This is a genomic window from Actinokineospora inagensis DSM 44258, assembly GCF_000482865.1.
In the GTDB taxonomy this organism is placed as follows: domain Bacteria; phylum Actinomycetota; class Actinomycetes; order Mycobacteriales; family Pseudonocardiaceae; genus Actinokineospora; species Actinokineospora inagensis.
The window spans coordinates 22,634-44,672 of the sequence record NZ_AXWW01000059.1 but is presented as its reverse complement, the minus strand read 5'-3'; the positions used below and the strand labels follow the sequence as shown (position 1 = coordinate 44,672).

19 protein-coding genes and 1 tRNA gene are annotated in these 22,039 nt (G+C 66.1%); 13 read left to right on the top strand and 7 right to left on the bottom strand.

The annotated features are described in order from the left end of the window. Window positions 1–110: 110 nt before the first annotated feature. Window positions 111–374 (top strand): hypothetical protein, encoded by a 264-nt coding sequence (locus tag H504_RS41485; RefSeq protein ID WP_157440551.1) that lies wholly within the window; start codon window positions 111–113, stop codon window positions 372–374. Here the strand turns inward: H504_RS41485 and H504_RS40370 are convergent. Beyond that, entirely contained in the window at window positions 359–622 is a 264-nt protein-coding gene (locus H504_RS40370; protein ID WP_084467993.1) for a WhiB family transcriptional regulator, read from the bottom strand. The two genes, H504_RS41485 and H504_RS40370, sit on opposite strands and share 16 nt — an antisense overlap. After that, the gene (locus H504_RS38890; RefSeq protein ID WP_051386104.1) at window positions 619–1,350 is read right to left on the bottom strand and encodes a hypothetical protein; all 732 of its coding nucleotides are present in this window, start codon (window positions 1,348–1,350) and stop codon (window positions 619–621) included. Before H504_RS38890 ends, H504_RS40370 begins: the two co-directional genes overlap by 4 nt. A 251-nt stretch (window positions 1,351–1,601) precedes the next feature. Between H504_RS38890 and H504_RS44095 the strand changes: the two genes are divergently transcribed. The 9 genes from H504_RS44095 (at window position 1,602) to H504_RS0121465 (ending at window position 14,522) form a co-directional block, all read left to right on the top strand. Then, entirely contained in the window at window positions 1,602–1,766 is a 165-nt protein-coding gene (locus H504_RS44095) for an SWIM zinc finger family protein (RefSeq protein WP_425394068.1), read from the top strand. An 18-nt stretch (window positions 1,767–1,784) separates the two neighbouring features. Then, window positions 1,785–3,017 carry a DUF6880 family protein gene (locus H504_RS0121500; RefSeq protein ID WP_026424459.1) on the top strand — a complete coding sequence of 411 codons (1,233 nt, stop codon included), beginning with the start codon at window positions 1,785–1,787 and terminating at the stop codon, window positions 3,015–3,017. A 288-nt stretch (window positions 3,018–3,305) separates the two neighbouring features. After that, window positions 3,306–4,535 carry a restriction endonuclease subunit S gene (locus tag H504_RS40365; RefSeq protein WP_169735436.1) on the top strand — a complete coding sequence of 410 codons (1,230 nt, stop codon included), beginning with the start codon at window positions 3,306–3,308 and terminating at the stop codon, window positions 4,533–4,535. Between the two features lie 271 nt (window positions 4,536–4,806). Further along, the gene (locus tag H504_RS0121490) at window positions 4,807–6,078 is read left to right on the top strand and encodes an AAA family ATPase (protein ID WP_026424458.1); all 1,272 of its coding nucleotides are present in this window, start codon (window positions 4,807–4,809) and stop codon (window positions 6,076–6,078) included. Beyond that, window positions 6,075–6,758 (top strand): RloB family protein, encoded by a 684-nt coding sequence (locus H504_RS0121485; protein ID WP_026424457.1) that lies wholly within the window; start codon window positions 6,075–6,077, stop codon window positions 6,756–6,758. The genes H504_RS0121490 and H504_RS0121485 overlap by 4 nt, the downstream gene beginning before the upstream one ends. Before the next feature lie 13 nt (window positions 6,759–6,771). Then, on the top strand, window positions 6,772–9,276 hold the full coding sequence (locus H504_RS0121480; RefSeq protein ID WP_026424456.1) for a type I restriction-modification system subunit M: 2,505 nt from the start codon (window positions 6,772–6,774) through the stop codon (window positions 9,274–9,276). A 20-nt stretch (window positions 9,277–9,296) separates the two neighbouring features. Then, a complete protein-coding gene (locus tag H504_RS0121475; protein ID WP_026424455.1) occupies window positions 9,297–12,704 on the top strand; it encodes a type I restriction endonuclease subunit R in 3,408 nt (1,135 codons plus the stop codon). Then, window positions 12,701–13,435 (top strand): M48 family metallopeptidase, encoded by a 735-nt coding sequence (locus H504_RS0121470; protein ID WP_026424454.1) that lies wholly within the window; start codon window positions 12,701–12,703, stop codon window positions 13,433–13,435. The genes H504_RS0121475 and H504_RS0121470 overlap by 4 nt, the downstream gene beginning before the upstream one ends. 307 nt (window positions 13,436–13,742) lie before the next feature. Further along, window positions 13,743–14,522: a transposase gene (locus tag H504_RS0121465; protein ID WP_084467997.1), complete on the top strand. Its 780-nt coding sequence runs from the start codon at window positions 13,743–13,745 to the stop codon at window positions 14,520–14,522. Window positions 14,523–14,780: 258 nt separating this feature from the next. Here H504_RS0121465 and H504_RS0121460 read toward each other — a convergent pair. Further along, window positions 14,781–14,855 (bottom strand) — tRNA-Arg (locus H504_RS0121460). 228 nt (window positions 14,856–15,083) lie between these two features. On the opposite strand from H504_RS0121460, the gene H504_RS0121455 reads away from it, so the two are divergent. After that, window positions 15,084–16,184, top strand: coding sequence for an ABC transporter ATP-binding protein (locus tag H504_RS0121455; RefSeq protein WP_026424452.1), 1,101 nt, complete (start codon window positions 15,084–15,086; stop codon window positions 16,182–16,184). 3 nt (window positions 16,185–16,187) lie between these two features. On the opposite strand, the gene H504_RS41480 is transcribed toward H504_RS0121455, so the two are convergent. Then, window positions 16,188–17,384, bottom strand: a complete 1,197-nt coding sequence (locus H504_RS41480) for a lytic transglycosylase domain-containing protein (protein WP_051386102.1) — start codon at window positions 17,382–17,384, stop codon at window positions 16,188–16,190. 154 nt (window positions 17,385–17,538) lie between these two features. On the opposite strand from H504_RS41480, the gene H504_RS0121445 reads away from it, so the two are divergent. After that, entirely contained in the window at window positions 17,539–18,459 is a 921-nt protein-coding gene (locus tag H504_RS0121445; RefSeq protein WP_026424451.1) for a cation diffusion facilitator family transporter, read from the top strand. A 367-nt stretch (window positions 18,460–18,826) separates the two neighbouring features. Here the strand turns inward: H504_RS0121445 and H504_RS36250 are convergent, their stop codons facing one another. The 3 genes from H504_RS36250 to H504_RS0121430 form a co-directional block, all read right to left on the bottom strand. Beyond that, complete coding sequence (locus tag H504_RS36250; RefSeq protein ID WP_051386101.1) at window positions 18,827–19,483, bottom strand: DUF305 domain-containing protein; 657 nt, start codon at window positions 19,481–19,483, stop codon at window positions 18,827–18,829. Then, entirely contained in the window at window positions 19,480–20,277 is a 798-nt protein-coding gene (locus tag H504_RS0121435; protein WP_026424450.1) for a thioredoxin-like domain-containing protein, read from the bottom strand. Before H504_RS0121435 ends, H504_RS36250 begins: the two co-directional genes overlap by 4 nt. 132 nt (window positions 20,278–20,409) lie before the next feature. Beyond that, window positions 20,410–21,111 carry a thioredoxin-like domain-containing protein gene (locus H504_RS0121430; protein WP_026424449.1) on the bottom strand — a complete coding sequence of 234 codons (702 nt, stop codon included), beginning with the start codon at window positions 21,109–21,111 and terminating at the stop codon, window positions 20,410–20,412. A gap of 81 nt (window positions 21,112–21,192) precedes the next feature. On the opposite strand from H504_RS0121430, the gene H504_RS0121425 reads away from it, so the two are divergent. After that, the gene (locus tag H504_RS0121425) at window positions 21,193–22,035 is read left to right on the top strand and encodes an arginine--tRNA ligase (protein WP_084467989.1); all 843 of its coding nucleotides are present in this window, start codon (window positions 21,193–21,195) and stop codon (window positions 22,033–22,035) included. The last annotated feature ends 4 nt before the right edge of the window (window positions 22,036–22,039 follow it).

Genomic DNA, 22,039 nt, shown 5'->3' with positions numbered 1-22,039 from the left:
GCGCGAGACCCGTTCTGCGGAGGGCCGGACCTCGGGGAGGGCACCAACCTGCGCGAGACCCGTTCTGCGGAGGGCCGGACCTCGGGCGGGAGTACCAAAGGATGGGAACAGTGCTGACCAGCGGTTTCAGGTTGGATGCCTGGTCGTGCAGGCCAGCTTTATGTTGTAGCGGCCGCGTGTGGTGGCGCGTTGCTGCCGTGTCGGCGGTGCCACTGAACTATGTCGCGGATTACCGCCGCCTGTTGCAGGCCGAGACGCTGAGCTTCGATACCGTCAACGAGATTGATCTCGAAGACGACGTCTGCGGCTTCATGTTGCTGCTGGCGGCGGATCCGCTGCTTGGAGCCGGAAGTTGCGTTCATGCTGCGATCTGAGCATCGGCATGTCTCAGCGCCTCGCGGTCGGCCTGATCCATGCCGCCCCACACGCCGTAGCTCTCATCCCTGGTGAGTGCCGTGATGGCGCAGGTCAGGCGGACCGGGCACAGGCGACAGATCTCTTTGCAGGCCGCCGCAGCCTTGCTTCGTGGCTCGGCGTCGATCCAGTCGACTTCTCGGTCTGCGTTTCGGCATGCTGCGTGCCCCTGCCACTTCGGTGCACGCAGCGCCACGAGTTTGGTCATACGGCCGGACGAAGAGCGCTGCCGAGGAGGTAGTCGGCGAGGTGGCGGGAGGCGGTGTTCAGCTGCGCTGCCACCTGGTGGCGGTTCATACCGCGTCGCTTGGCCGCGGTCGATCGGTCTCCGTGGTCCAGGAGCACATCGGAGACGAGGTCGGCCTCGTGGGGTGTGATGACACCGGACAGCATCGCTCCTGCTAGGACGAGGTCCGGATGCCCGTCGGCTGTGCGGGCGTCGATCGCGGTGTCGGTGAGATCGGACCGGGACATCGCCCGCCGCCTTTCGCTGTTGCAGGCTTCGTGGCCGCGTCGGAAGGCTGCCCAGTAGAGCTGCCCGAAGATCTTCGGCGACCGCGCATCGGCGACGTCCAGTGCTTGGAGGAAGCCCTCGAGGATCTCGGAGTCCAGATCGTTGCGGTCACCGCAGAAGCGGGATCCCAGCTTTCCGGCGATGTGCTTGAGACCGGGCATCATCATCGCGGCCGCGATGGTGGTCCACGGTTCAGGTGCCGCGTGTGCCCTTCGGACGAGTTCCTTCCACACAGCGTCCTTACTCACCCAGCTCGTCTGTCGCTTGAGGAGCAGTACGCGCACGCGGTCCAGAGGCAGCTCCTCGTCGGGAAGGCCGCATCCGAGTGCCGCGCAGTCGAGGGTCAACGGCTCCGGGCCGGCGGTCATCGCGAGGAACCGCTGTTCGATCACGTCCAGGTGCGAGGGGGAGAGCGAGGTCATCGGGGAGGTGCCTTTCGGGGCGGGGGACCATCTCACCGCCAAATCCGTCTCCGGTGGCGCTCGATGGAAGTGATTCACCAAAACGAGTGGCGTGTCGCTGATGCGGCGCGGTGGAGGTGTGCCTGGTGCGGGGAACGCTTCTAGCACCTGCCTGGCAGGATGATTAGCCGTGGTGGTGAGCAAGAGCACCGTGCGCAAGCTGGCTGACGAGAGGTCGTTCGAGCGAGGCTGGCCAGGTTCGGCGGGTCACGGTGGACGGGTCGACTGTGACCGCGACGGTGGACGGCATCCGGACTTACCGCGTGCGGCTCGATGTCACGCCGAAGGGCTTGCACGGGCGTTGCTCATGCCCGTACGGAGCCGACGGCGTGTTCTGCACGCATTGCGTCGCTGCTGTCGCTGCTTCGCTGGCGTAGCTGAACCAAGGCGGTGAGGTGGGGGAGCCGCGCCCGAAGCCGCTGTCGGACAGGCGCTTGCGATCGTTCCTGCGTGGTTGCGATCAGGAGTGGCTGATCGAGCAGCTGATGACGGCCGCGAAGTCGGATCGGGCGCTGTGGGCGCGGCTCGCCATCGCGGCCGGGCAGGAGAACGCGTTCGACGACCGGGACATCAGAGACCGCTTGGAACGCGCCATCGACATTCCCGATTTCGTCGACTACGGCGGAGCGTACGGCTACTTCCTGCACGTCGGTGAGGCTTTGGACGAGGTCGAGCGACTGGTCGGAGCCGGGTTCGCCGATGCGGCGATCACTCTCGCGGAGTACGCGCTGGAACTGCTGGAGTCCTCCGCTGAGCGGGTGGACGACTCCGACGGAGGGTTGTCCGAGGCGATCGCCCGCCTAGAGGAGATCCATCTGGCGGCATGTGAGGCGGGCTCACCGGACCCGGTCGAGCTGGCCGAGCGTTTGGTCACGCGTGCGGTGAGCAGCGACTACGAGGTGTTCCTCGACGTGTTGCCCGCGTATGAGGAAGTGCTCGGCTCAGCGGGCTTGGCACAGTACCGGCAACTTGTCGAGCAGGGCTGGCGGAAGTTGCCGCCGAAGAAGCCGAACGACTACGGCGCCCGCCGCTTCGTCATCACCCACCTCATGGAGAACCTGGCGGAGTCGTCGGGAGGGACCGACGGACTGATCGAGGTGCTGGCGCGGGACTTGACCAGCACCTACGACGTGCTGCGCATCGCCGAGCGGCTGTGCGCCGACGGACGTGACGACGAGGCGCTGACCTGGCTGGAACGCGGCCTCGCCGACTTCGACCTGACTTCCGCCTGCGCGATCTGGCTGCCGAGATCCACCTACGCGCCGGCCGGCGTGACCTGGCGGGCGAGATGTTGTGGGCCAACTTCACCGACCGCCCGAGCCTGGAGACCTTCCGCACGCTGCGCCATGCCACCGCCGAAGGCTTTCCGCTCTGGAGGGAACGCGCGCTCGCCTGGCTCTCCGACGCACCACCAGCCACGGGATCCTGGTCGTCAGGGCGCTCGACGCTGGTGGAGATCCTGCTCGCCGACGACGAGATCGATGCCGCCTGGCAGGCGGCTGTCGACGGCGGTGCTCGGACGGTCTGTGGCTCCGCCTCGCGCGCACCCGTGCCGCGAGCCACCCGGCCGACGCCATCCCGATCCTCCTCCGCGCCGCCGACCGGGCGATCGAGCTCCGCAACCGTGACTCCTACCAGGCGGCGGCCCGTCTGCTGGCCGAGGCCAGGGACGTGTTCGCCCGCTGCGACCGCGACGGTGACTTCTGCGACCACATGGCCGCGTTGCGCGACGCGCACCGCACGAAGTGGGCGCTACGCCAAGAACTCGACTGGGCTCACCTGCCCTGACCAGGCGAGCGTGAACCTGAGGCTCGGCGCATGCATGATCCAGTGTGTTCGCCCAGGAGACCCGCGAACGTTTCCTGCACACCAGCTAAGCTGCGGTGTTACGACTGGGCAGTGATGGGAGTTCGTTCGTGTCCGAGTATCCGTCAGATTGGGATGTCATCGAGCTGGGACGGATTGGCACCTGGCTGTCGGGCGGTACCCCTTCGACAGCTAACCCGGCGTATTGGGACGGCGAAATTCCGTGGATCAGCGCTGCGAGTCTCAAGTCGATGGAAATCTTTGACTCCGACCGCAAGGTTTCCGAACTTGGTGCCAGAAGCGGAACCTCTCGTGTTCCGCCTGGAACTATCGTCTTTGTTGTCAGGGGGATGAGTCTCAAGAGCGAGTTTCGTGTTGGGATCACGGCTCGTGAAGTGACATTCGGACAGGATTGCAAGGCGATCCTCGCGGGCCCTGGTGTCAATCCCCGTTTTCTTGTTTATTGTTTGAAGGCCAAACAAAACGAGATACTAGTTATGGTGGACGAGGCTGGCCACGGGACTGGTCGACTACCTACGCGGCAGCTGGCAAATCTGCGAATTGGTGTCCCTGCCGAGAGTGAGCAGCGTCCGATTGTTGCAGTATTGGACTCTGTCGATGAGTCCATCCGTTCGGTCGAGCGATTCATTGCTAAGCTTGAGTGCCTGAGGAAGGAGTTCCTTGGGGGTGCGCTGGGCGCAGGCCTGGGTGGCCTTGCGGCCGGCTGGAGATCAGTAAAATTGGGTGAACTGCTAGATGGTCGCCCTAGGAATGGCTACAGTCCGAAGCCGAGTTCTTCATTTTCTGGCGTTTATATGCTCGGTCTTGGCTGCCTTACTGCGAATGGCTTCTCTGCGACGCAGTTGAAGTATGCCCCTGATGGCGACCCTCTTATTGGTCGAGCAATGCTTGCTGAGGGTGATTTGTTGATCAGTCGAGCTAATACTCGTGAGCTTGTTGGTATGGTTGGCAGGTATGAAGACGTAGGTTTTCCCTGTATTTATCCAGACCTAATGATGAGGCTACGTGTGGGAGGTGAGGTGCGGGCAGAATTTCTGGAGCTCGTACTTAGGTCTGACCACTGCAGGCGCCAGATTCAAGCGCGCGCCTCGGGCACTTCGGAAAGTATGGTAAAAATAAGCTCCGAGGTCGTCATGGATCTAGCTGTAAGAGTTCCACCACTTGATGTGCAGCTGCGAATTGTCGAAAAGTATGAGGCTCTGACTGTGGCTGTGGATAGTGCACGGTCAGAGAGGGTGAAGCTTTGTGCTCTAAGGTGGGCGTTGGCCAATGATTTACTGACTGGTCAGAAGCGCATTGGTGTCGACGCGATTATTTGATCCTGGGCGTAACCGGGGTTGGCTCCTCCCGGTGCTTGTCAGCTCACAGCTCCGGATCCGTCTCCAGCGTTTGAGGAGTCCCACTGTGGCCTCCAAGGAGTGGGCCTCCAAGGAGTGACGCCGTGCACACGTTCGGGTTGTAGCTACCTGCGGGTAGCCCGTTCGGTCTATGGTGGACCAGGGCAGATGCCGGGTTTTCAGCACTGTTCTGCAAGCTTTCGACGTGAGACACTGCAAAAGACGGCCCGATCACGGGTGGAGGAGGTGAACCGTGCTCCTGAGGTTCCGCGTCGCCAACTACCGCTCGCTCCGCGACGAGCACGAGCTGTCGTTCGTGGCCTCGGACGTCGACGACGAGATCGTCCGGCACACCGGTGTCGAGTCCGGCGGCAAGGAGATCGGCGTCATCCCCGCGGTCGGGATCTTCGGAGCTAACGCCTCCGGCAAGTCCAACCTGCTCAGCGCCCTCGTGGCCATGCGTGCGGCCGTTCGTGATTCGGTGGCGGACTGGGCGCGAGACGAAGGCGTGCCGAGGGACCCGTTCGCACTCGATCCCGCGTGCCGACGCGAGAACACACTGTTCGAGGTGGACCTTCTGCTGGGTCAGACCAAGGTTCGCTACACCTACGGCTTCGAGCTGTCCGACGAGCGCGTCGAAGCTGAGTGGCTCCATGCCTACCCAGGCGGCCACAAGCAGGTGTGGTTCGACCGGGAGGCGGACAGAGCCGGTGGCGAGGAGTTCCGGTTCCCCAACGAGAACCTGCGTGGCGCCAAGAAGCTGGTCGAACTGGCGAGGCCGAACGCGCTCTTCCTCACTGTTGGAGCGAGCTTCAACAACAAGCAGTTGCGGCCGCTCCACCGGTGGTTCACGAACAACTTCTGGGTGGTGGCTTCGGATGACGCTGGCGTCGCTCAGCGCAGCGACTACACCAGAGAACGGTTGGTTGATCCGAAACGAGGAGACGACTACCGCAAGCGCGTCGAGTCACTGCTACGAGTCGCTGATCTGGGCATCGTCGGGCTCGACATTGACGAGTCACTGCCGAACGACCAGCAGGTCAGACTGTTGCATCGCACAGGACGTGGCAAGCCGCTCCCACTCGACTTCCGCACCCAGGAATCGCTCGGTACACACGCCTGGTTCGCCTTCCTCGGCCCGGTGCTGGAGATGTTGGAGCGAGGTTCGGTGCTGCTGGCCGACGAACTCGACTCCAGCCTGCATCCCGTCCTGGCCGCCGAGGTCGTCCGGCTGTTCCAAGATCCAGACGCGAATCCGCGCGGTGCTCAGTTGCTGTTCACCACCCACGACGCCACGCTCTTGGGCAAAGGCGTGGTGGGGCGTCCGCTGAGTCGTGACCAGGTGTGGATCACGACAAAGCGCGGCACTGGCGAAACCGAGCTCTATCCGCTTACCGACGCCAGCCCGCGAACCACTGACAACTTGGAACTCGGCTACCTGCGTGGGCGCTACGGTGGCGTGCCGCGGGTAACGGCCGGCGAGTTGGCCCGCGAGGTGACGGAACTCGTGTCGGGGGGCGTGTGAGCAGGCGCAGCAAGCCGAACGCGGACAGGCCACTGCACAAGACCAAGGGTGCTTCACGCGAGCATCGCGTCATCTATGTCGCGGTCGAGGGAGAACGCACCGAGGTCGACTACCTCACGTACCTCAAGAAGGATCTCCTCGACTCGAAGCAGATCACGCTGCACGTCCTGGCCAAGCGGAACGGGATGAAGCCTCTCGAGGCTGTCGACCACGTTCTCGCTCAAGCTGAGGATCCGCGGCGCGACGAGCTCTGGGCGATGTTCGATCGCGACCAGCACGAGGGAGTTCCGCAGGCGTTCGACAAGGCCAGCGCGAAGAACGTCAAGATCGCCTACTCCAGCCCCTCGTTCGACCTGTGGTTGCTCCTGCACTTCACCGGGTTCAACTCGGGGCGGCAGAGCGGATCCAGCACTATCGTGCACGAGCAGCTGCGCAGGCAGCGTGGGTTCGAGACGTTCGACATCCGGGGCGACAAGAGCGTCAGAGGCGAGCGCGTCGAGGCACTACGGGACAAGCATGAGACAGCCGCACGCAATGCGAAGAAGCTGGCGAACGACTGCCCGACCACGACGTGCTCCGACCGAGCCGGACACGACGATGATCGCTGTCCGCCGCTGAGGCGGGATCCGTGCACCGAAGTGTGGCAGCTACTCGTCTCCCTGAAGATCATCGACGCCTGAGTAAGGTTCGCACGTGGCAAAGCTGACCCTCTCCCAACTGGAACGGCATCTCTTCACCGCGGCGGACATCCTCCGCGGCAAGATGGACGCTTCCGAGTACAAGGACTTCATCTTCGGGATGTTGTTCCTGAAGCGGTGCTCGGACGAGTTCCAGCCCGAGTGGCAGAGTGTCTACGACCTGATGATGGAGCGCACCGACGGCGATGTCGAACAGTCGCTGGCCTGGGCGAACAACTCGGACGCGTATGCGGAACACATCTACGTCCCTCCCCACGCCCGCTGGTGGAAGGGGCCACACCTGCGCAGTGCTGGCGATCAGGCCCCGCCGAAGGGGCTGAACCAGCTCACGGTCGCGGACACGGTCGCCACGGAGCTCGACAAGGCGATCGCCAACCTGGAGAGCCACAACGGCAACAGCCTGCGCGGCGTGCTGCGGCACATCCAATTCAGCCGGGAGACCGGCCAGACGAAGCTGACCAACCGTGAGCTGGTCGACCTGATTCACCACTTCGACCGGTATCGCCTCCGGGACATCGACTTCGAGTTCCCGGACATGCTCGGCGCGGCCTACGAGTACCTGATCGCCGAGTTCGCCGACTCCGCGGGCAAGAAAGGCGGCGAGTTCTACACGCCGCGCTCGGTGGTGCGGATGATGGTGCGGCTGGTTGACCCGCAGCCGGGTGACAGCGTCTACGACCCATGTGCGGGCTCAGGCGGAATGCTCTTGCTGGCCAAGGAGCACGTCGAGGAGCACGGCGGCGACGTTGAACAGCTCGCCCTCTACGGTCAGGAGAAGAGCGGCACCTCCTGGGCGATGGCGAAGATGAACCTTCTTCTGCACGGGGCCCGAGATGCCGACCTCCGCAACGGTGACACGCTCGAGGAGCCGTTGCATCGCGACGGCGACAAGCTGAGGCGGTTCCGGAAGGTTCTCTCCAACCCGCCGTTCTCGCTGAACTACCGGACCGAGGACGTGAAGTTCGCCGACCGGATGATGTTCGGGTGGGCCCCGGAGACCGGCAAGAAGGCCGACCTGATGTTTGTCCAGCACATGGTCGCCGTGCTGACGCGGAACGGCATCGCCGCGACCGTGATGCCACACGGTGTCCTGTTCCGCGGCGGGGCGGAGCGTGCGATCCGCGAGCGCATGCTCCGCGCGGACGTCATCGAGGCGATCATCGGCCTTGGGCCCAACCTCTTCTACGGCACCGGGATCCCCGCCTGCGTGCTGGTGCTGCGCAGTCCTGGCGGCAAGACTGACCCGCGTAGGCAGAAGAAGGTCCTGTTCATCAACGCTGATCGCGAGTACACGAGCGGCCGCGCGCAGAACGAACTGGGACCGGAACACACCGAGAAGATCGTCGACACCTTCCGGGACTGGCAGGAGATCCCCGGCTACTCGCGTGTCGTGTCGGTCGACGAACTGCTGGCCGAAGATGCCAATCTGAACATCCGTCGCTATGTCGACAACGCACCACCTCCTGAGCCACAGGATGTGCGGGCGCATCTGCATGGGGGTATGCCCAAGGCCGAAGTCGCGGCCAAGAGCGATCTCTTCTCTGCCTTCGGCGTCGAGGCGCAGGTGTTGTTCGCTGAACGGGAACCCGCCGACCCGGACTACTACGACTTCCTGCCGGAGGACGCGAAGGTCACGGCGGAGCGGATCACCCAGCTTGCCGCACAGCGCGAAAGCGACCTCAGAACCGCCTATCAGCAGTGGTGGGACAAAGAGGCCAAGCTCATCGTCGAACTGCCGGAGCACAAGAAGCTGATGCTCCTCCGTGCCGATCTGCTCAGCGGCTTCACCGGCGCGCTCGTTCCGCTGGGAGTGCTGGACGGGTTCACCACTGCGGGCATCGTCGCGGGATGGTGGATGGACAACCGTCACGATCTCAAGGCGCTTGCCGCAGGTGGATTCGAGCGGGTGCTGGACGGCTGGGTCGACACGATCGAGGCCATGCTCGAACCGGTCGAACAGCCGAACGGCAAGCTCAAGCAGCCGACTGCCGTCGAGCGGCGCAAGGCGCTTGACCACCCGGTTGTTCCCTACCTGCTGCCTGACTTCTTGGCGGAGCTGGAGAAGGCGGAGGCGGAATACGCCGAAGCCGATGCTACGCACAAGGCCGCAAAGGCTGCACTTGACGGCAGTGACGAGGAAGATGCGGACGACGCCGAAGAGTCCGAGATGACTGCGGAGGAGGTGGCCCGGCTCAAGAAGGTTGCTACCGCTGCCCGGTCCAAGCGCACGAAGCTGGAGAAGCTGTTCAAGGAGCAGCTCAAACTGGCAGCGCAGCGTGCGCCTCTCGAAGGCGCCGTCACTGACATCGTGCTACGGGTGTTCGAACGCGACCTTGCGCGTCGACTCGACAGGTACGTCGCGGCCGGGCGTGCGGAGCTCGTCGCCACGTTCAACCGTTGGAGTGACAAGTACCGCGTGCCGCTGTCGCAGCTGGAAGCCGAACGTGATGCCGCGACACGCAAGCTCGCCGAGTACCTCACTCAGCTGGGTTACGCATGATTAAGACTAAAGTGTGACGAATGCGGCACCCGGAACGGGACGAGGTCGAACAGCCCCTGATCGATCAGCTGGTGGCGATGGGGTGGACCCATCTGCCGTACGCCGGCCCAGGCGAGGGACGGCAGACCTACAGCGACGTGATCCTGCTGGACCGCTTCCGCGACGCGGTGCGTGCGATCAACCTCGGCCCGAACGGGCAGCCGTGGCTCGATGAGGACCGGCTCACCTCGATCGTCAACCGAGCCGTCCGCGATCCAGAACACGGCGTGCAGGGCAACATCGCCTTCACCGAGTTGCTGACCGGTGCGACACTCACCGTCGAAGGACTCCCGGACTGGGACGACGGCGTGCGCCAACCGATCAAGCTGGTGGACTGGGCGAACCCTGAACGCAACGAACTGCTCGTAGTTTCGCAGTTCAGGATCGACACCTTCGACGGGCGACGGCCCTACACCGTGCTCGACCTGGTGCTGTTCGTGAACGGCCTGCCGCTCGCGGTGATCGAGTGCAAAGACCCGGGACCGACCGCGGTTGACGAAGCCATCGCCCAGCTTCAGGGCTACGTGGGCGACGCGCCGGATCTGGAGAGGTTCGCTCAGCTGCTCATCGCGACAGACCGTGAAACGGCGCAATACGGCACCATCACGTCGCCGTCCGAGTACTTCGCCGCCTGGCGGCTGGTTGAGCCTGGCATCGAGCAGACCATCCGGACGGAGATCGGCAAGCCGGAGGGACAATCACTCCACAGCCAGGAGATCCTCGCCGGAGAGATGCTGCGACCGGCGACTCTCCTGGAATTGATTCGCGACTTCGTCGTCGGACAGGACGTCAGTGGCCGCCAGGTGAAGATCGTGGCCCGGTGGCAGCAGTTCCGCGCGGTCCACCGCATGGTTCGTCGCCTGGCAGAACGTCGGCGAGCTATCTCCGTGTCGGCTGCACCGGACCCCCGTGGCGGCGTCACCTGGCACACCCAGGGCTCCGGCAAGAGCCTCACCATGTCCTTTCTGGTGCGAGTGCTGCGGCAGCACGACGAACTGCGGGGCTTCAAGGTCGTTGTCGTCACGGACCGGCTCGACCTGGAAGAGCAGATCCTGAAGAGCCTCGGCACTACCGGGGAGACGCCTCGGCGCGCGAAGTCCGTCGTAGACGCGCGCAAGCACCTCGCAAGCGACACACCAGATCTGGTGCTGGTGACCATTCAGAAGTCCCGCGACGAGGACTCGGATGACGAGGACGACGAGACCGGTGAGAAGGTCGACGCTCCGTCGCTCAACGCCAGCACGGACATCGTCGTTCTGGTCGACGAGGCGCACCGGTCGCACTCGTCGTTTCAGCACGCCAGGCTGCGCGCCAACCTGCCGAACGCGGTGCTCATCGGCTTCACCGGCACGCCGATCCTCAAGGGGGACAAGAAGACCACTCGCGACATCTTCGGCCCGTTCCTCGACGTCTATGCATTGAAAGACGCGGAGAAGGACCGAGCTGTCGTCCCCATTCGCTACGAGTCACGGGAAATCCCCGGTGCGGTGATCGACCGGGCCGTCCTGGACGCGGGTTTCGTGGCGTCCGTGCCGGTGGACGATGCGGACCGGGAGAAGCTCGTCAACCAGTTCGCCCGGCACCGCGAGGTCCTCGAGGCCGCCGAACTTATCCGCGCGAAAGCGGACGACATGCTCCGCTACTGGGTGCGGAACGCGTTGCCTGACCGCTTCTCTGCTCAGGTCGTCGCAGTGTCTCGAAAGGCTGCGGTTCGCTACCGCGAAGCCCTTCTAGAGGCACGCCAACGACTGCTCGCCGACGTCGACGACCTTGGCCCGGCCGTTCTGCACGACCCGATGGCGTGGGAGGAAGCCGATGAGCGGACGCAGACTCTTCTTGAGGCTGCTGAGCACCGTGAACTGCTGAGCCGGATCACCGCAGTGGCGGTGATTTCGAAGGGCACGACCACAGAGGACGCGGACTGGGAGCAGTGGACGAGTTCGGACCGGCACCGCGACTACATCGCGCGGTTCAAGGACGGTCTCGGTGATGTTGCGGAGCTGGAGCCGGATCTGACTTGGGAGGCTCATACCGGCGCGCTGCACCACGCGCATCCGATCCAGCGTGGTGGCGACGAACCATGGCGTCGAAGCGTTGAAGACGCTGAGCCTGACACCGAAATCGCTCCGGCCACCGCGAAGTCTTCTGCCGCGCCCATCGCCTTCATCGTCGTGAAGTCGATGCTGTTGACGGGTTTCGACGCGCCTGTCGAACAGATCCTTTTTGTGGACCGGCCGATCCGCAAGAGCGCTGAGTTGCTGCAGGCGATCGCGAGGCCCAATCGCCCTCGCAAGCACAAGTCATTCGGTCTCATCGTGGACTATGTCGGCATCTCGGCAGATCTGGTGCGGGCGCTCAACGAGTACGACACTGATCACCTCGACGAAGTCATCGGTGACGCCGACTCCCGCTCATTTATGAAGCCGCTGGACGAAGCGGTTGTGCCAGAGCTGCTGCTCCAGCACAACGCTGTAACGAACTTCCTTGCCCAGCAAGGAATTCGCGCGGTTAGCACGCCCGAAGAGCGTGAGGAGCTGCTCTCGCGCCTCGACGATCCCGAGTTGCGGGCCGAGTTCGACGACGTCACCAAGTCGTTCCTGACTGCGCTGAACGCGGTACTTCCTCGTCCAGAAGCCCTGAAATACCAAGGAATTGCCCGCAATCTCGGCATCGTTCAGTACCTCGCCCGCCGACGCTACCGGGATGCTCGCACGCACTTCAGCCCGTACCGGTACGGAGCCAAGATCAGGCAACTCATCGATGCACACATTCGTGCGGAAGGCATCCTTCAGCGCATCCCACCGGTGGAGATCACGGCGGCGGACTTCGCGGAGAAGGTTGACGCGCTTCCCGACGACCGGGCTCGCGCGCTGGAGATGAAGCACGCGATGAGCGAGCACATCAGCACTCGGATGGCTTCGGACCCCCATACTTACCGACGGCTGAGTGAACGGCTCGACGAGATCCTCCAGCAGATGGAGCAGGACCACGACTTCGGCCAGACCTATCTGGAACTTGTCGGGTTGCGTGCACAGACGTTGGCCGAGGAAGCGGCCACGACCGAGCTCGGGCTTGACCGGTGGACGGAGAAGCCGATCTACAGTCTCCTCGAGGAGGCAGTGGCCAACCGGAAACCGGGTCTTGCGCACATCGACATCTTCACGGCTGCACGAGGGTTGGCACTCCAGATCAGCACCGAGGTGTTGAGGCCGCACTTCCTCTACAACGGTCACGTGCGAGACACCGCGCGCAAGCGGCTGATCAACACCCTTGTGGTCGAGACTCGTCTGGCTCCCTCCGAGGCACAACATGTCGCGGACAAGTTGGTCGATCTGGCCACGAGTAACCGCGAGCGTTTCCTGCGGCTGGCTGATCGGCCGCGGCAATGACCCAGGTGCTGGAAACAGCGGTTCACGAGGCGGGCTTGCCGCGCCACTGGGCGTGGAGGGTGGAGGTTCGGCCTCGACGCCGCACACTCGGGTTGGATGTGCTGCCAGACGGGATGATCGTGATCGCGGTCCCGGCACGGATCACACCGGCAGAATTGACCATCGCTCTGCAAGATCGCCGCTTCTGGCTGGCCAAGGCGGTTCGGCGTCGCGCAGAGCTGGCTGCTGATCATCCGGTCAAGGAACTGGTGGACGGAGAGGGGTTCACGTATTTGGGGCGGCACTACCGCCTGCTACGAGTCCCGGCGCAGACGACGCCCGTGAAGCTGCACGGAGGCTGGCTGCAGCTGAGCAAGCAAGCGGGTGGCCTCGAGATCATCGAGTGGTATCGAACACGTGGGCAGGCGTGGCTCACGGAACGGGTGCGATCCTGGGCCGGTCGAATCGGTGTCCAGCCGCCGCAGGTGATCGTTCGCGATCTGGCAACCCGATGGGGACTGCGTACCCGTGACGGTTCGGTCGTTTTTCATTGGGCGACCATTCAGCTGTCGCCGGATCTGCTGGACCTGGTGGTTGTGCATGAGCTGGTCCACCTGATCGTGCCGCGCCACGACGATGAGTTCAGGCGTCGGCTGACGATCGCGTTGCCTGACGTGACCGACCTGGAGTCGAGGTTGGCCGGCGCTGGTCGCCGCGTGTGGATGGGCGATCTGCGGGCGACTCCGTTTTGAGGCCGGATTCGCTACCGTCGGCTGCACGATCCATGCGCGGGCAGACTTCGATCCGGCTGGGTTCACTATCGCCGACCAAGTGCTCCCCGTGGCATCTGCGCGCGGTCTTGGCGTTTCGACGCGAGAACGCATGCCGGGGAGTGCAGTTGAGCGGTCATCACGACGCACCCGTCGATCTTGCGACGGCTGTCGTAGGACTACGGACGTTCACGACCTCACGCGCGTTGTGGTGCACGAGGAGCGTGAGCTAAGGGATGTCTCGTAACCCGGTGATCGTGGTGTGTGGGCGGTGGTCGATCATGTCGGTGTGCAGGTGATCTCGTCGTCGCGGTCGGAGTGGATTGCCCCGTTCACCGGGTTGGAGCCCGGTCAGTTCCGCACGTTGGTGCGGGTGGTGGCGCAGCGGGGTGGTGAGGCGATCGCGGACGGGCGGCCGGGCAGACAGTGGCGGCTGACGCTGCCCGACCGGGTGCTGTTGGTGGCGGTCTACTGGCGTACGAACCTCACCATGCGTCAGATCGGGCCGTTGTTCGGGGTCTCGCACTCCGCCGCGCACCGGGTGGTGGACTCCCTCGGGCCGCTGCTGGCATTGGCGCCGGTGCGCAAGCGCCGCGTGGACCAGGTCGCGATCGTCGACGGCACCCTGGTCCCGACCCGCGACCACCGCATCGCGGCACGGTCGAAGAACCACCGCTACTCCACCAACCTGCAGGTCGCCATCGACGCCGACACCCGCCTGGTCATCGCCACCGGCGACCCGCAGCCCGGTAACCGCAACGACTGCACCGTCTACCGCGACTCCGGCATCGCCGAACAACTGGTCGGGCGGCCGGTCATGGCCGACGGCGGCTACCAGGGCAACCCGGAGGTGATCATGCCCTACCGCACACCCCGTGATGGTCGGGACCTGCCTGAATGGAAGGACGACCTCAACACCGTTCACCGCACCGTCCGAGCCCGGGTCGAACACGCCCTGGCCCGCATGAAGAACTGGAAGATCCTGCGCGACTACCGCCGCGCGGGCCACACCCTCGCCACCACCGCCTCGGGCATCGCCTTCCTTCACAACCTCACCATCACCGGCTGACCCGGCCGACCACGGACCCCGCCCCAAACCGGCACAACCACAAGATCAGTTACGAGACATCCCTTAGCTCTGCTGATGGCCGACCTTGCGGTTGTAGCGCGCTCTGTCGATCAGTAGCCCCGGTAAGACTCTTGATTTCGGAGCGTAGAGCCCCCGTAGGAGACCAAGGGGAACAGGGATGACCTGCAGGTTGCGTTTGCTCACGAGGTCAGCCCCATTAGGGGAACGGGGCTGGCCTGCGGAAACACTTGATCACTGTGGTGCCCCCGGCAGGATTCGAACCTGCGCTCCCGCCTCCGGAGGGCGGTGCTCTATCCCCTGAGCTACGGGGGCCGTTCTTGCTGCGGAGAGCCTAGCGTACGGGTGGTGCGGGGGTGGTGATGGGGGTCAGGGGTGGCGGTCGGGCGGTGGTTGAGGTGCACTTGGGTCACGGTCGGGCGACGGCGGGCAAGTGGTCTGGACCTTTGTGGGTTCTGGCACTAACCTCTGCTCGATCGCTGAGGCGTTGTGGCCTCTCGGGGCGTCTGAATGGATTCGGGCGCGACGGCTAGGAGGGTTGTTGTGGCCGAGGTCCGGTACGAAGCGGCGTCGAGGGTGTACCCGGGGTCCCCGCCGGTGCGGGCGGTTGACGGGTTGAACCTGACCATCGAGGACGGTGAGTTCCTGGTCCTGGTGGGTCCGTCCGGGTCGGGCAAGTCGACCGCGCTGCGGATGGTCGCCGGGCTGGAGGACGTGGACGAGGGCGCGATCCGGATCGGCGACCGCGACGTCACGTCGGTGCCGCCGAAGGGGCGCGACATCGCGATGGTCTTCCAGTCCTACGCGCTCTACCCGCACATGACGGTGGCCCAGAACATGGGCTTCGCGCTCAAGCTGCAGGGGCTGTCCAAGCAGGTCATCGCCGAGAAGGTGACCGAGGCGGCGAAGATGCTGGACCTGGAGAAGTACCTGGCGCGCAAGCCCAAGGCGCTCTCCGGCGGTCAGCGGCAGCGGGTGGCGATGGGGCGGGCGATCGTGCGCGACCCCGCGGTCTTCCTGATGGACGAGCCGCTGTCGAACCTGGACGCGAAGCTGCGGGTGGAGACCCGGGCCAACATCGCGGGCATCCAGCAGCGGCTGGGCACCACGATGATCTACGTCACGCACGACCAGATCGAGGCCATGACCATGGGCCACCGGGTCGCGGTGCTCAAGGACGGCATCCTGCAGCAGTGCGACACGCCGCGCGCCCTCTACGACCGCCCGGACAACGCGTTCGTCGCCGGGTTCATCGGCTCGCCGTCGATGAACCTGCGCACCGTGCAGGTCGGCAACGGCAGCCTGCGCCTCGGTGAGCTGAACGTGCCGCTGACCCGCGACACCGTGGCCGCCATCAGTCGCGACGGCCTGTCCGAGGTCACCGTGGGTGTCCGGCCGGAGTCGCTGAGCCTGGTCGCCGCCGGTTCGCCGAACGCGTTCGACCTGGTCGTCGAGCTGGTCGAGGAGTTGGGCGCGGACGCGCTGGTGCACGGCGCCGTCGCCAACGAGCCCGAGGGCCCGCGGCTGGTGCTGCGCGTGGACGGTCGTACGCCGCCCGGCCTCGGCCAGCGGGTGCGGGTCGTGCTGCGCGACCCGAGCGAGATCCACCTGTTCCACCCGGAGACCGGCGACCGGCTGATCTAGCGACTAGCCCTCGGTCTCGCACTGACCCGCGGGCGCGGCAACCTCCGCCGCGCCCGGGTCGGTGACCACGGAGCCGCATGCCTGCTGTCCCGCCCGACCTGGGCGGTGCGGTCGGGCGTGCGGCCTTGTCGTTCCTGCGGGCTTTTCCGCCGGTGCCGCCGCTTCCGCCGCGTCGGCGGAAGAATGCGCGGGTTCGGACGGGGGTGTCGAGTCGGTCGGGGTCGCCGCGATGGACGGGTCGCCGGTCGGCTCCGGGGTCGAGGTCGGGGCGACGGTCTCGGACGGCGCGGGGGTCGTCGTCGGGGCCGGGGTGGTCGTGGCCGCCGGTTCGGGGGTGGCCGACGGCGGGGCCTGCGGGATCGCGACGACCGGGGCGTCGTCGATCGGCGGCGCGGGCGGCACCGGGGTGACCCCGCCGGAGTACGCGGTCAGCCAGGTGGTCACGGCGACCACGTAGTCGCCGGAGTTGTTGTAGCGGAAGATCGCCGCGCCCAGGTCGTCGACGTTGCTCAGGTCCATGCCGCCGGAGCACAGGTAGCGCGCGGCGGCGAGGGTCGAGTCGTAGATGTTGTGCGGGTCGGAGACGCCGTCACCGTTGCCGTCCGCGGCGTACTTCCGCCAGGTTGACGGCAGGAACTGCATCGGCCCCACGGCCCGGTCCCACACGGTGTCGCCGTCCAGCGCGCCGCCGTCGGTGTCCGGCAGGGCCGCGACGCCGGGGTGCCCGTCGAGCACGGGACCGAGGATGTGTGGCGCCGTGTCGCCGTTGCGGGTGGCCCGCCCGCCCTCCGCGTGCCCGGACTCGACCCGGCCGATGGCGGCCAGGTGGTACCAGTGCAGGTTGCAACTCTTCGGCGCCGCCCGTTCGGCCCGCCGGTAGGCGTCGAGCATGTTCCGGGGGACCCCCGTGTCGGTGACCGGTGACGGCGCCGCGTGCACCTCGGCGACCACCACCGGCGCGGGCGCGGGGACCTGGGTGATCGGCCCGACCCCCTTGGCCACCAGCGCCTGCGCGGACGTGCCCACCTGGGCGGTCGCCGTCGGTGCGGGGTGCTGCACCGGGGCCATCGCGAGTGGGGCGGCTGTCGCGGGCTGTTGCGCCGGTCCCGAGGCTTGGGCGGCCGCCGTGGCCAGCGACACCAGTACCAGGGCGAGTGCGGTGACCGGGCGCGCGCCCCCCGGCTGCGATGGGTTAACCACCCCTTCCGTCTACCAGAGCCCGTCTCACATACCGGGGACTCCACCCGGATCATCCCTCGTTCGAGTGGTGATCGCCGCCGATCAGGTCACACTGGGTTGTACTTATGCGCATGCGACTATATGTTTGGTTGGCCGTCAGAAAGGGGTGGCGCGGGTGGGACACGGACACGGGCACGGCGTGCGCGCGAACAGCGCCTCCGGCCGACTGGTGGGCCGGTTGTGGGCCGCGTTCGGCCTCGCGGCGGCGATCATGGTGCTTGAGGTGGCGGTCGGGCTGGCGACCGGGTCGCTGGCCCTCATCTCCGACGCGGCACACATGCTGACCGACGTGGTGGGGGTTGGGCTGGCGCTGGCCGCCATCGTGGTGGCTGGGCGGGCTCAGGCTCGTGCCAAGTCGGGGAGGACATTCGGCCTCTACCGGGCTGAGGTTCTCGCGGCATTGGCGAACGCCGTACTGCTGTTCGGCGTGGCCGGGTACGTGATCGCGGAAGCCGTGGGGCGGTTCCGGGATCTTCCTGAGGTCGCCGGGTTGCCTGTGCTCCTTGCTGCCACCGGGGGCTTGGTGGCCAACGTGGTGTCGTTCTTGCTGCTGCGCGACGGTGCGTCGGAGAGCTTGAACGTACGAGGTGCCTACCTGGAGGTCATCGCCGACCTGGTCGGCTCGGTGGGTGTGCTGATCAGCGCCTTGATCACGCTGACAACGGGGTGGCGATGGGCCGACCCGATCATCGGCGTGGCGATCGGGGTTTGGGTGTTGCCACGCACCTGGTCGCTGGCCCGGCGGGCGTTGCGGATCCTGTTCCAGCACGCGCCAGAGCGGGTGAACGTGGACGACATGGCGGCGCGGTTGGGGGCTGTGCCGGGGGTTGCCGAGGTGCACGATCTGCATGTTTGGACGTTGACCTCGGGCATGGAAGTCGCTTCCGCGCACCTGACCGTGACGGATAGGGCTGATCAAGGGGAAGTGTTGGGGGCCGCGCAGGAGTTGCTGCGGGATGAGTACGGGCTGGAGCACGCGACCCTGCAGGTGGAGCATCGGGATGCTGCGACGAAGTGTCGGCAGCTTTCTTGGTGAATGAGGGCGTGGGCACTGGACCTCGCTGCGCTCGGGTTTCGGCCTTGTCGCCTGGCGGCGACGCCGGCCTCGGGCGCCAGATTAAAGCTGAAGTGCCCGTTGTGGTGAAGTTGTTTTGTTTGGGGCCCCTAGCGGCAGCCTGGGTAAGGCAAAAAGGCGGGGCCACTGGAAAGCGTGGCCTTACCCGCCAGCCGGCTTAGGCCACCGCTCCCCCCAAACAAAACAACTCCACCACAACGGGCGGTTGGGATCGGCGGGTCCCGAGGCGCGCGGTGCCGGTGTGGAGCTTCGTCGATGAGGGTGGGGTTCTTTTTTTGGGGGGCAGGCTGGTCGTGGGTGTTGTTTTAAAGGCGGTTGTTCCCTGTGCTCAATTGGGGAGGGGTTGGGCGCCTCGGGCCTTGAGCATTGACGTGAGCAGGTTGACTTCCGCCGTTTGGCCCTGCTGGATCTTTTGGGCCAGGTTTCGCACGTAGTCCAGGCTGGCGTGTTGGGCCGCGTAAGAGGCCATTTCCAGGCCGCCGTTGTGGTGGCGGAGCATCAACTGCAGGAAGAAGACGTTGAAGTCTTTGCCGGATAGGCCGCGGAGTTTTGTCAGGTCTTCGGTGCTGGCCATGCCGGGCATGGAGTTGACGCCCGTTGTAGCGGCGCCGTGGGAGTGGGGGGCGGTCATCCAGCGCATGTGGGGCTGGTCGGCCGGGGGCAGCGTTGGTTGGCCCCAGATGGTGAGCCAGCCGGAGAACTGGCCGCTTTGGTCCAACTGCGTCGACTCGATGTCGAAGGCGAGTTCGCGGACCTCGGCGTCGTCGCTGCGGTCGCGGGCGAGGCCCGCCATGGTGATCGCCTGGAGGTGGTGGACGCGCATGTCCTGGGCGAAGCCGACGTCCACCGAGTCCGTTCCCGGCTTCCCGTCCCCGGTGCCGACGGAGGCCAGGGTGATGAGCATGCCCGCCGCCGCGCCCACCAGCAGCACCACGAAGGCCGCCGCCAGGTAGACGGCGGTCCTCCGGGTGGTTGGCGAGGTCACTTGGATGGCGCGGTGGTGGGGGTCGCCATGCCTTCCGACGTGGCGGTCCCGGCGCCCTTGCCGTCCATGGTCACCGCGTCGGCGCCGGGCTTCTCGGCGACGAACGGCGGGGGGTTGGACGGGTCGAAACCGGTCTGGTTGCTGTCGCAGCGGCCGCCGGGCTCGGGGGTGAGGTACTGGTTGGTGCGCAGCGACTTGATGAACTGGTCGACCCGCTCGTCGGTGGGGGAGTCCAGCTTGAGCTGGTGGCCCCACGACTGCAGCGAGATCGGACGGTCCAGGCCGGGGTAGGGCGACATCAGCATGTACGGGGTGCCCTCGACCTTGGCCTTGAGCGCGTCGAGGTCCGCGCCCTTGATCTTGTCGGGGTTGTACGCGATCCAGACCGAGCCGTGCTCCAGGGCGTGCACCATGTTCTCGCTGCGCACCGCCGTCGGGTACACGATGCCGGTGCAGTCGGCCCAGACGCCGTCGTGCGGGCCGCCGAACGGGGGCGACTGGTCGTAGGCGACGCGCTGGGTGGAGGTGACGTGCTGGCCGGAGGTGTACGTCTTCTTCAGCACACCGGCGATCTGGTCGGACGGGTCCTTGTTGTCGTCGGACACGAGGAACTTCTCGGCGGCGTGCACCTTGATGAACGCGTAGGTGAACACACCACCCGCCAGCAGCACGATGGCGAGGATCGCCGAGATGGTGGCCCAGGGCGGGCCCTTCTTGGTCACGACGGACGAACGAGCGGCCTTGACCGCGTCCTTGCCCTTCGGACCCTTCCTGTTCGTCGTTCCGCTGGCCATGCCGTCCCTCGGACCTCGAGCGCGTGGTCGGCCGCCCGCGTCACCGACGACCGAGGCACCTGGTGGGTGCGGAGGCCAAGTCTAGGGAACAGGTGTCTGGTCGGTGTCAACCGACCTGGTCACGGCCGGGTGTTACCGGCCGGTCGGCTGGATGGCGTCCGGACCGGGGTCCGTCGGGTCGAACGGCGGTGGGTTGTCCTGGTCGAACCGGGACGGGTCGATCTGGTCGCAGGACGCGCCCGGCTCCGGGGCCAGGTACTGGTTGGTGCGGGTGGCGGCGATGAACTGGTCGATCCGCTCGTCGTCGACCGAGTCGACCTGCAGTTGGCGGCCCCACGACTGCGCCGACACCGGTGTCGGCTGACCGGGGTACGGCGACATGACGGTGTACGGCTGGCCGGTGACCTTGTTCGCGAGCTTCGCCATGTCCGCCTTGGACACCTTCGTCGGCTCGTAGGTCAGCCACACCGCCCCGTGCTCCAGGGAGTGCACGAGGTTCTCGGTGCGCACGGCCTGCGGGTAGACGACGCCGTTGCACGCGGCCCACACCGCGTCGTGCGCGCCGCCGAGCGGGGGCTTGTGGTCGTAGGCGACTCGCTGGCTGCGCGTGACGTGGAGCCCGTACTTGTACTCGACCGACACGACGCCCTTGATCCGCTTGGTCGGGTCGTGCTCCTTCTCGGTCGGCGTGAAGGAGCCCGGATCGGCGCCGCGCGAGGTCTGGGCGGGCTTGCCCGGGTTGACGGCGACGGGACTGCCGGTCTGCGTGCTGCCGCAGGCGACCACGGCGAGGCAGGCGGCGGCGAGCGCCAAGTGTCGCGCGTACCGAATCATGTGGGTGAGTGTATGGACCCTGAACGGTGGAGGGCATGGACCCCGGGCAGACGACGGGGCACCGCTACCTAGACTTGCCCGGTGACCCCAGCCGTGCTCGCTGACCTGGTTCATTCCGCCGTCGTGCGGGTGCTGGGCGACCGCGGGCTGGCCACCACCGCCGTGCCGGACGAGGTGGACTTGGTCCGCCCGCGCGACCCCGGCCGCGGCGATTACGCGACGACGGTGGCGCTGCGGGCCGCCGGTGCCGCTGGTGTGGCCCCGGTCGAGTTGGCCGGGTGGCTGGCGGACGCGCTGGTCACCGACGTGCGCCTGGCCGCCGTCGAGGTCGCCGGACCGGGTTTCGTGAACCTCCGGTTGACCGCCGCGACCCGCGCCGAGTCGGTCCGCGCGACCACCGGGGTCCGCTCAACTGTGAATTCCACACCGCCCGCCACCGTCCACGGCCAAGCCGTGTCCGAGTTGGCGGAGTTGGTCGGCGTGGACGCGGCCCGGTACGCCGCCTTCCGCGAGTCCGCCGTGGACATCGAGATTCTCGGCCGCCGAACCGACGACAACCCGGTCCACTGTGTTCAGTACGCGCACTCCCGACTGGACTCCCTGCTGCGCAACGCCGAAGCGCTCGGCATCGAGCTGTCCACAGTGGACCTGGAGCTGCTCGACCACCCCCGCGAGGTCGAGCTCGCGCGCACCGTCGCCGAGTTCCCGGCCATCGTCGACGCCGCGCCGCACCGGCTCACCCGGTACCTGGAATCGCTGGCCGACCAGGCCAGGGGACTCACCGAACACCGCCGCGTGCTGCCGCTCGGCGACGAGGAACCGGGCCGCGAGCACAGCGGCAGGCTCGCGCTGTGCGCGGCCGCGCGACATGTCCTGGCAACCGGGCTGGGACGGCTCGGAATCACCGCACCGCAACGATTGTAGGGAA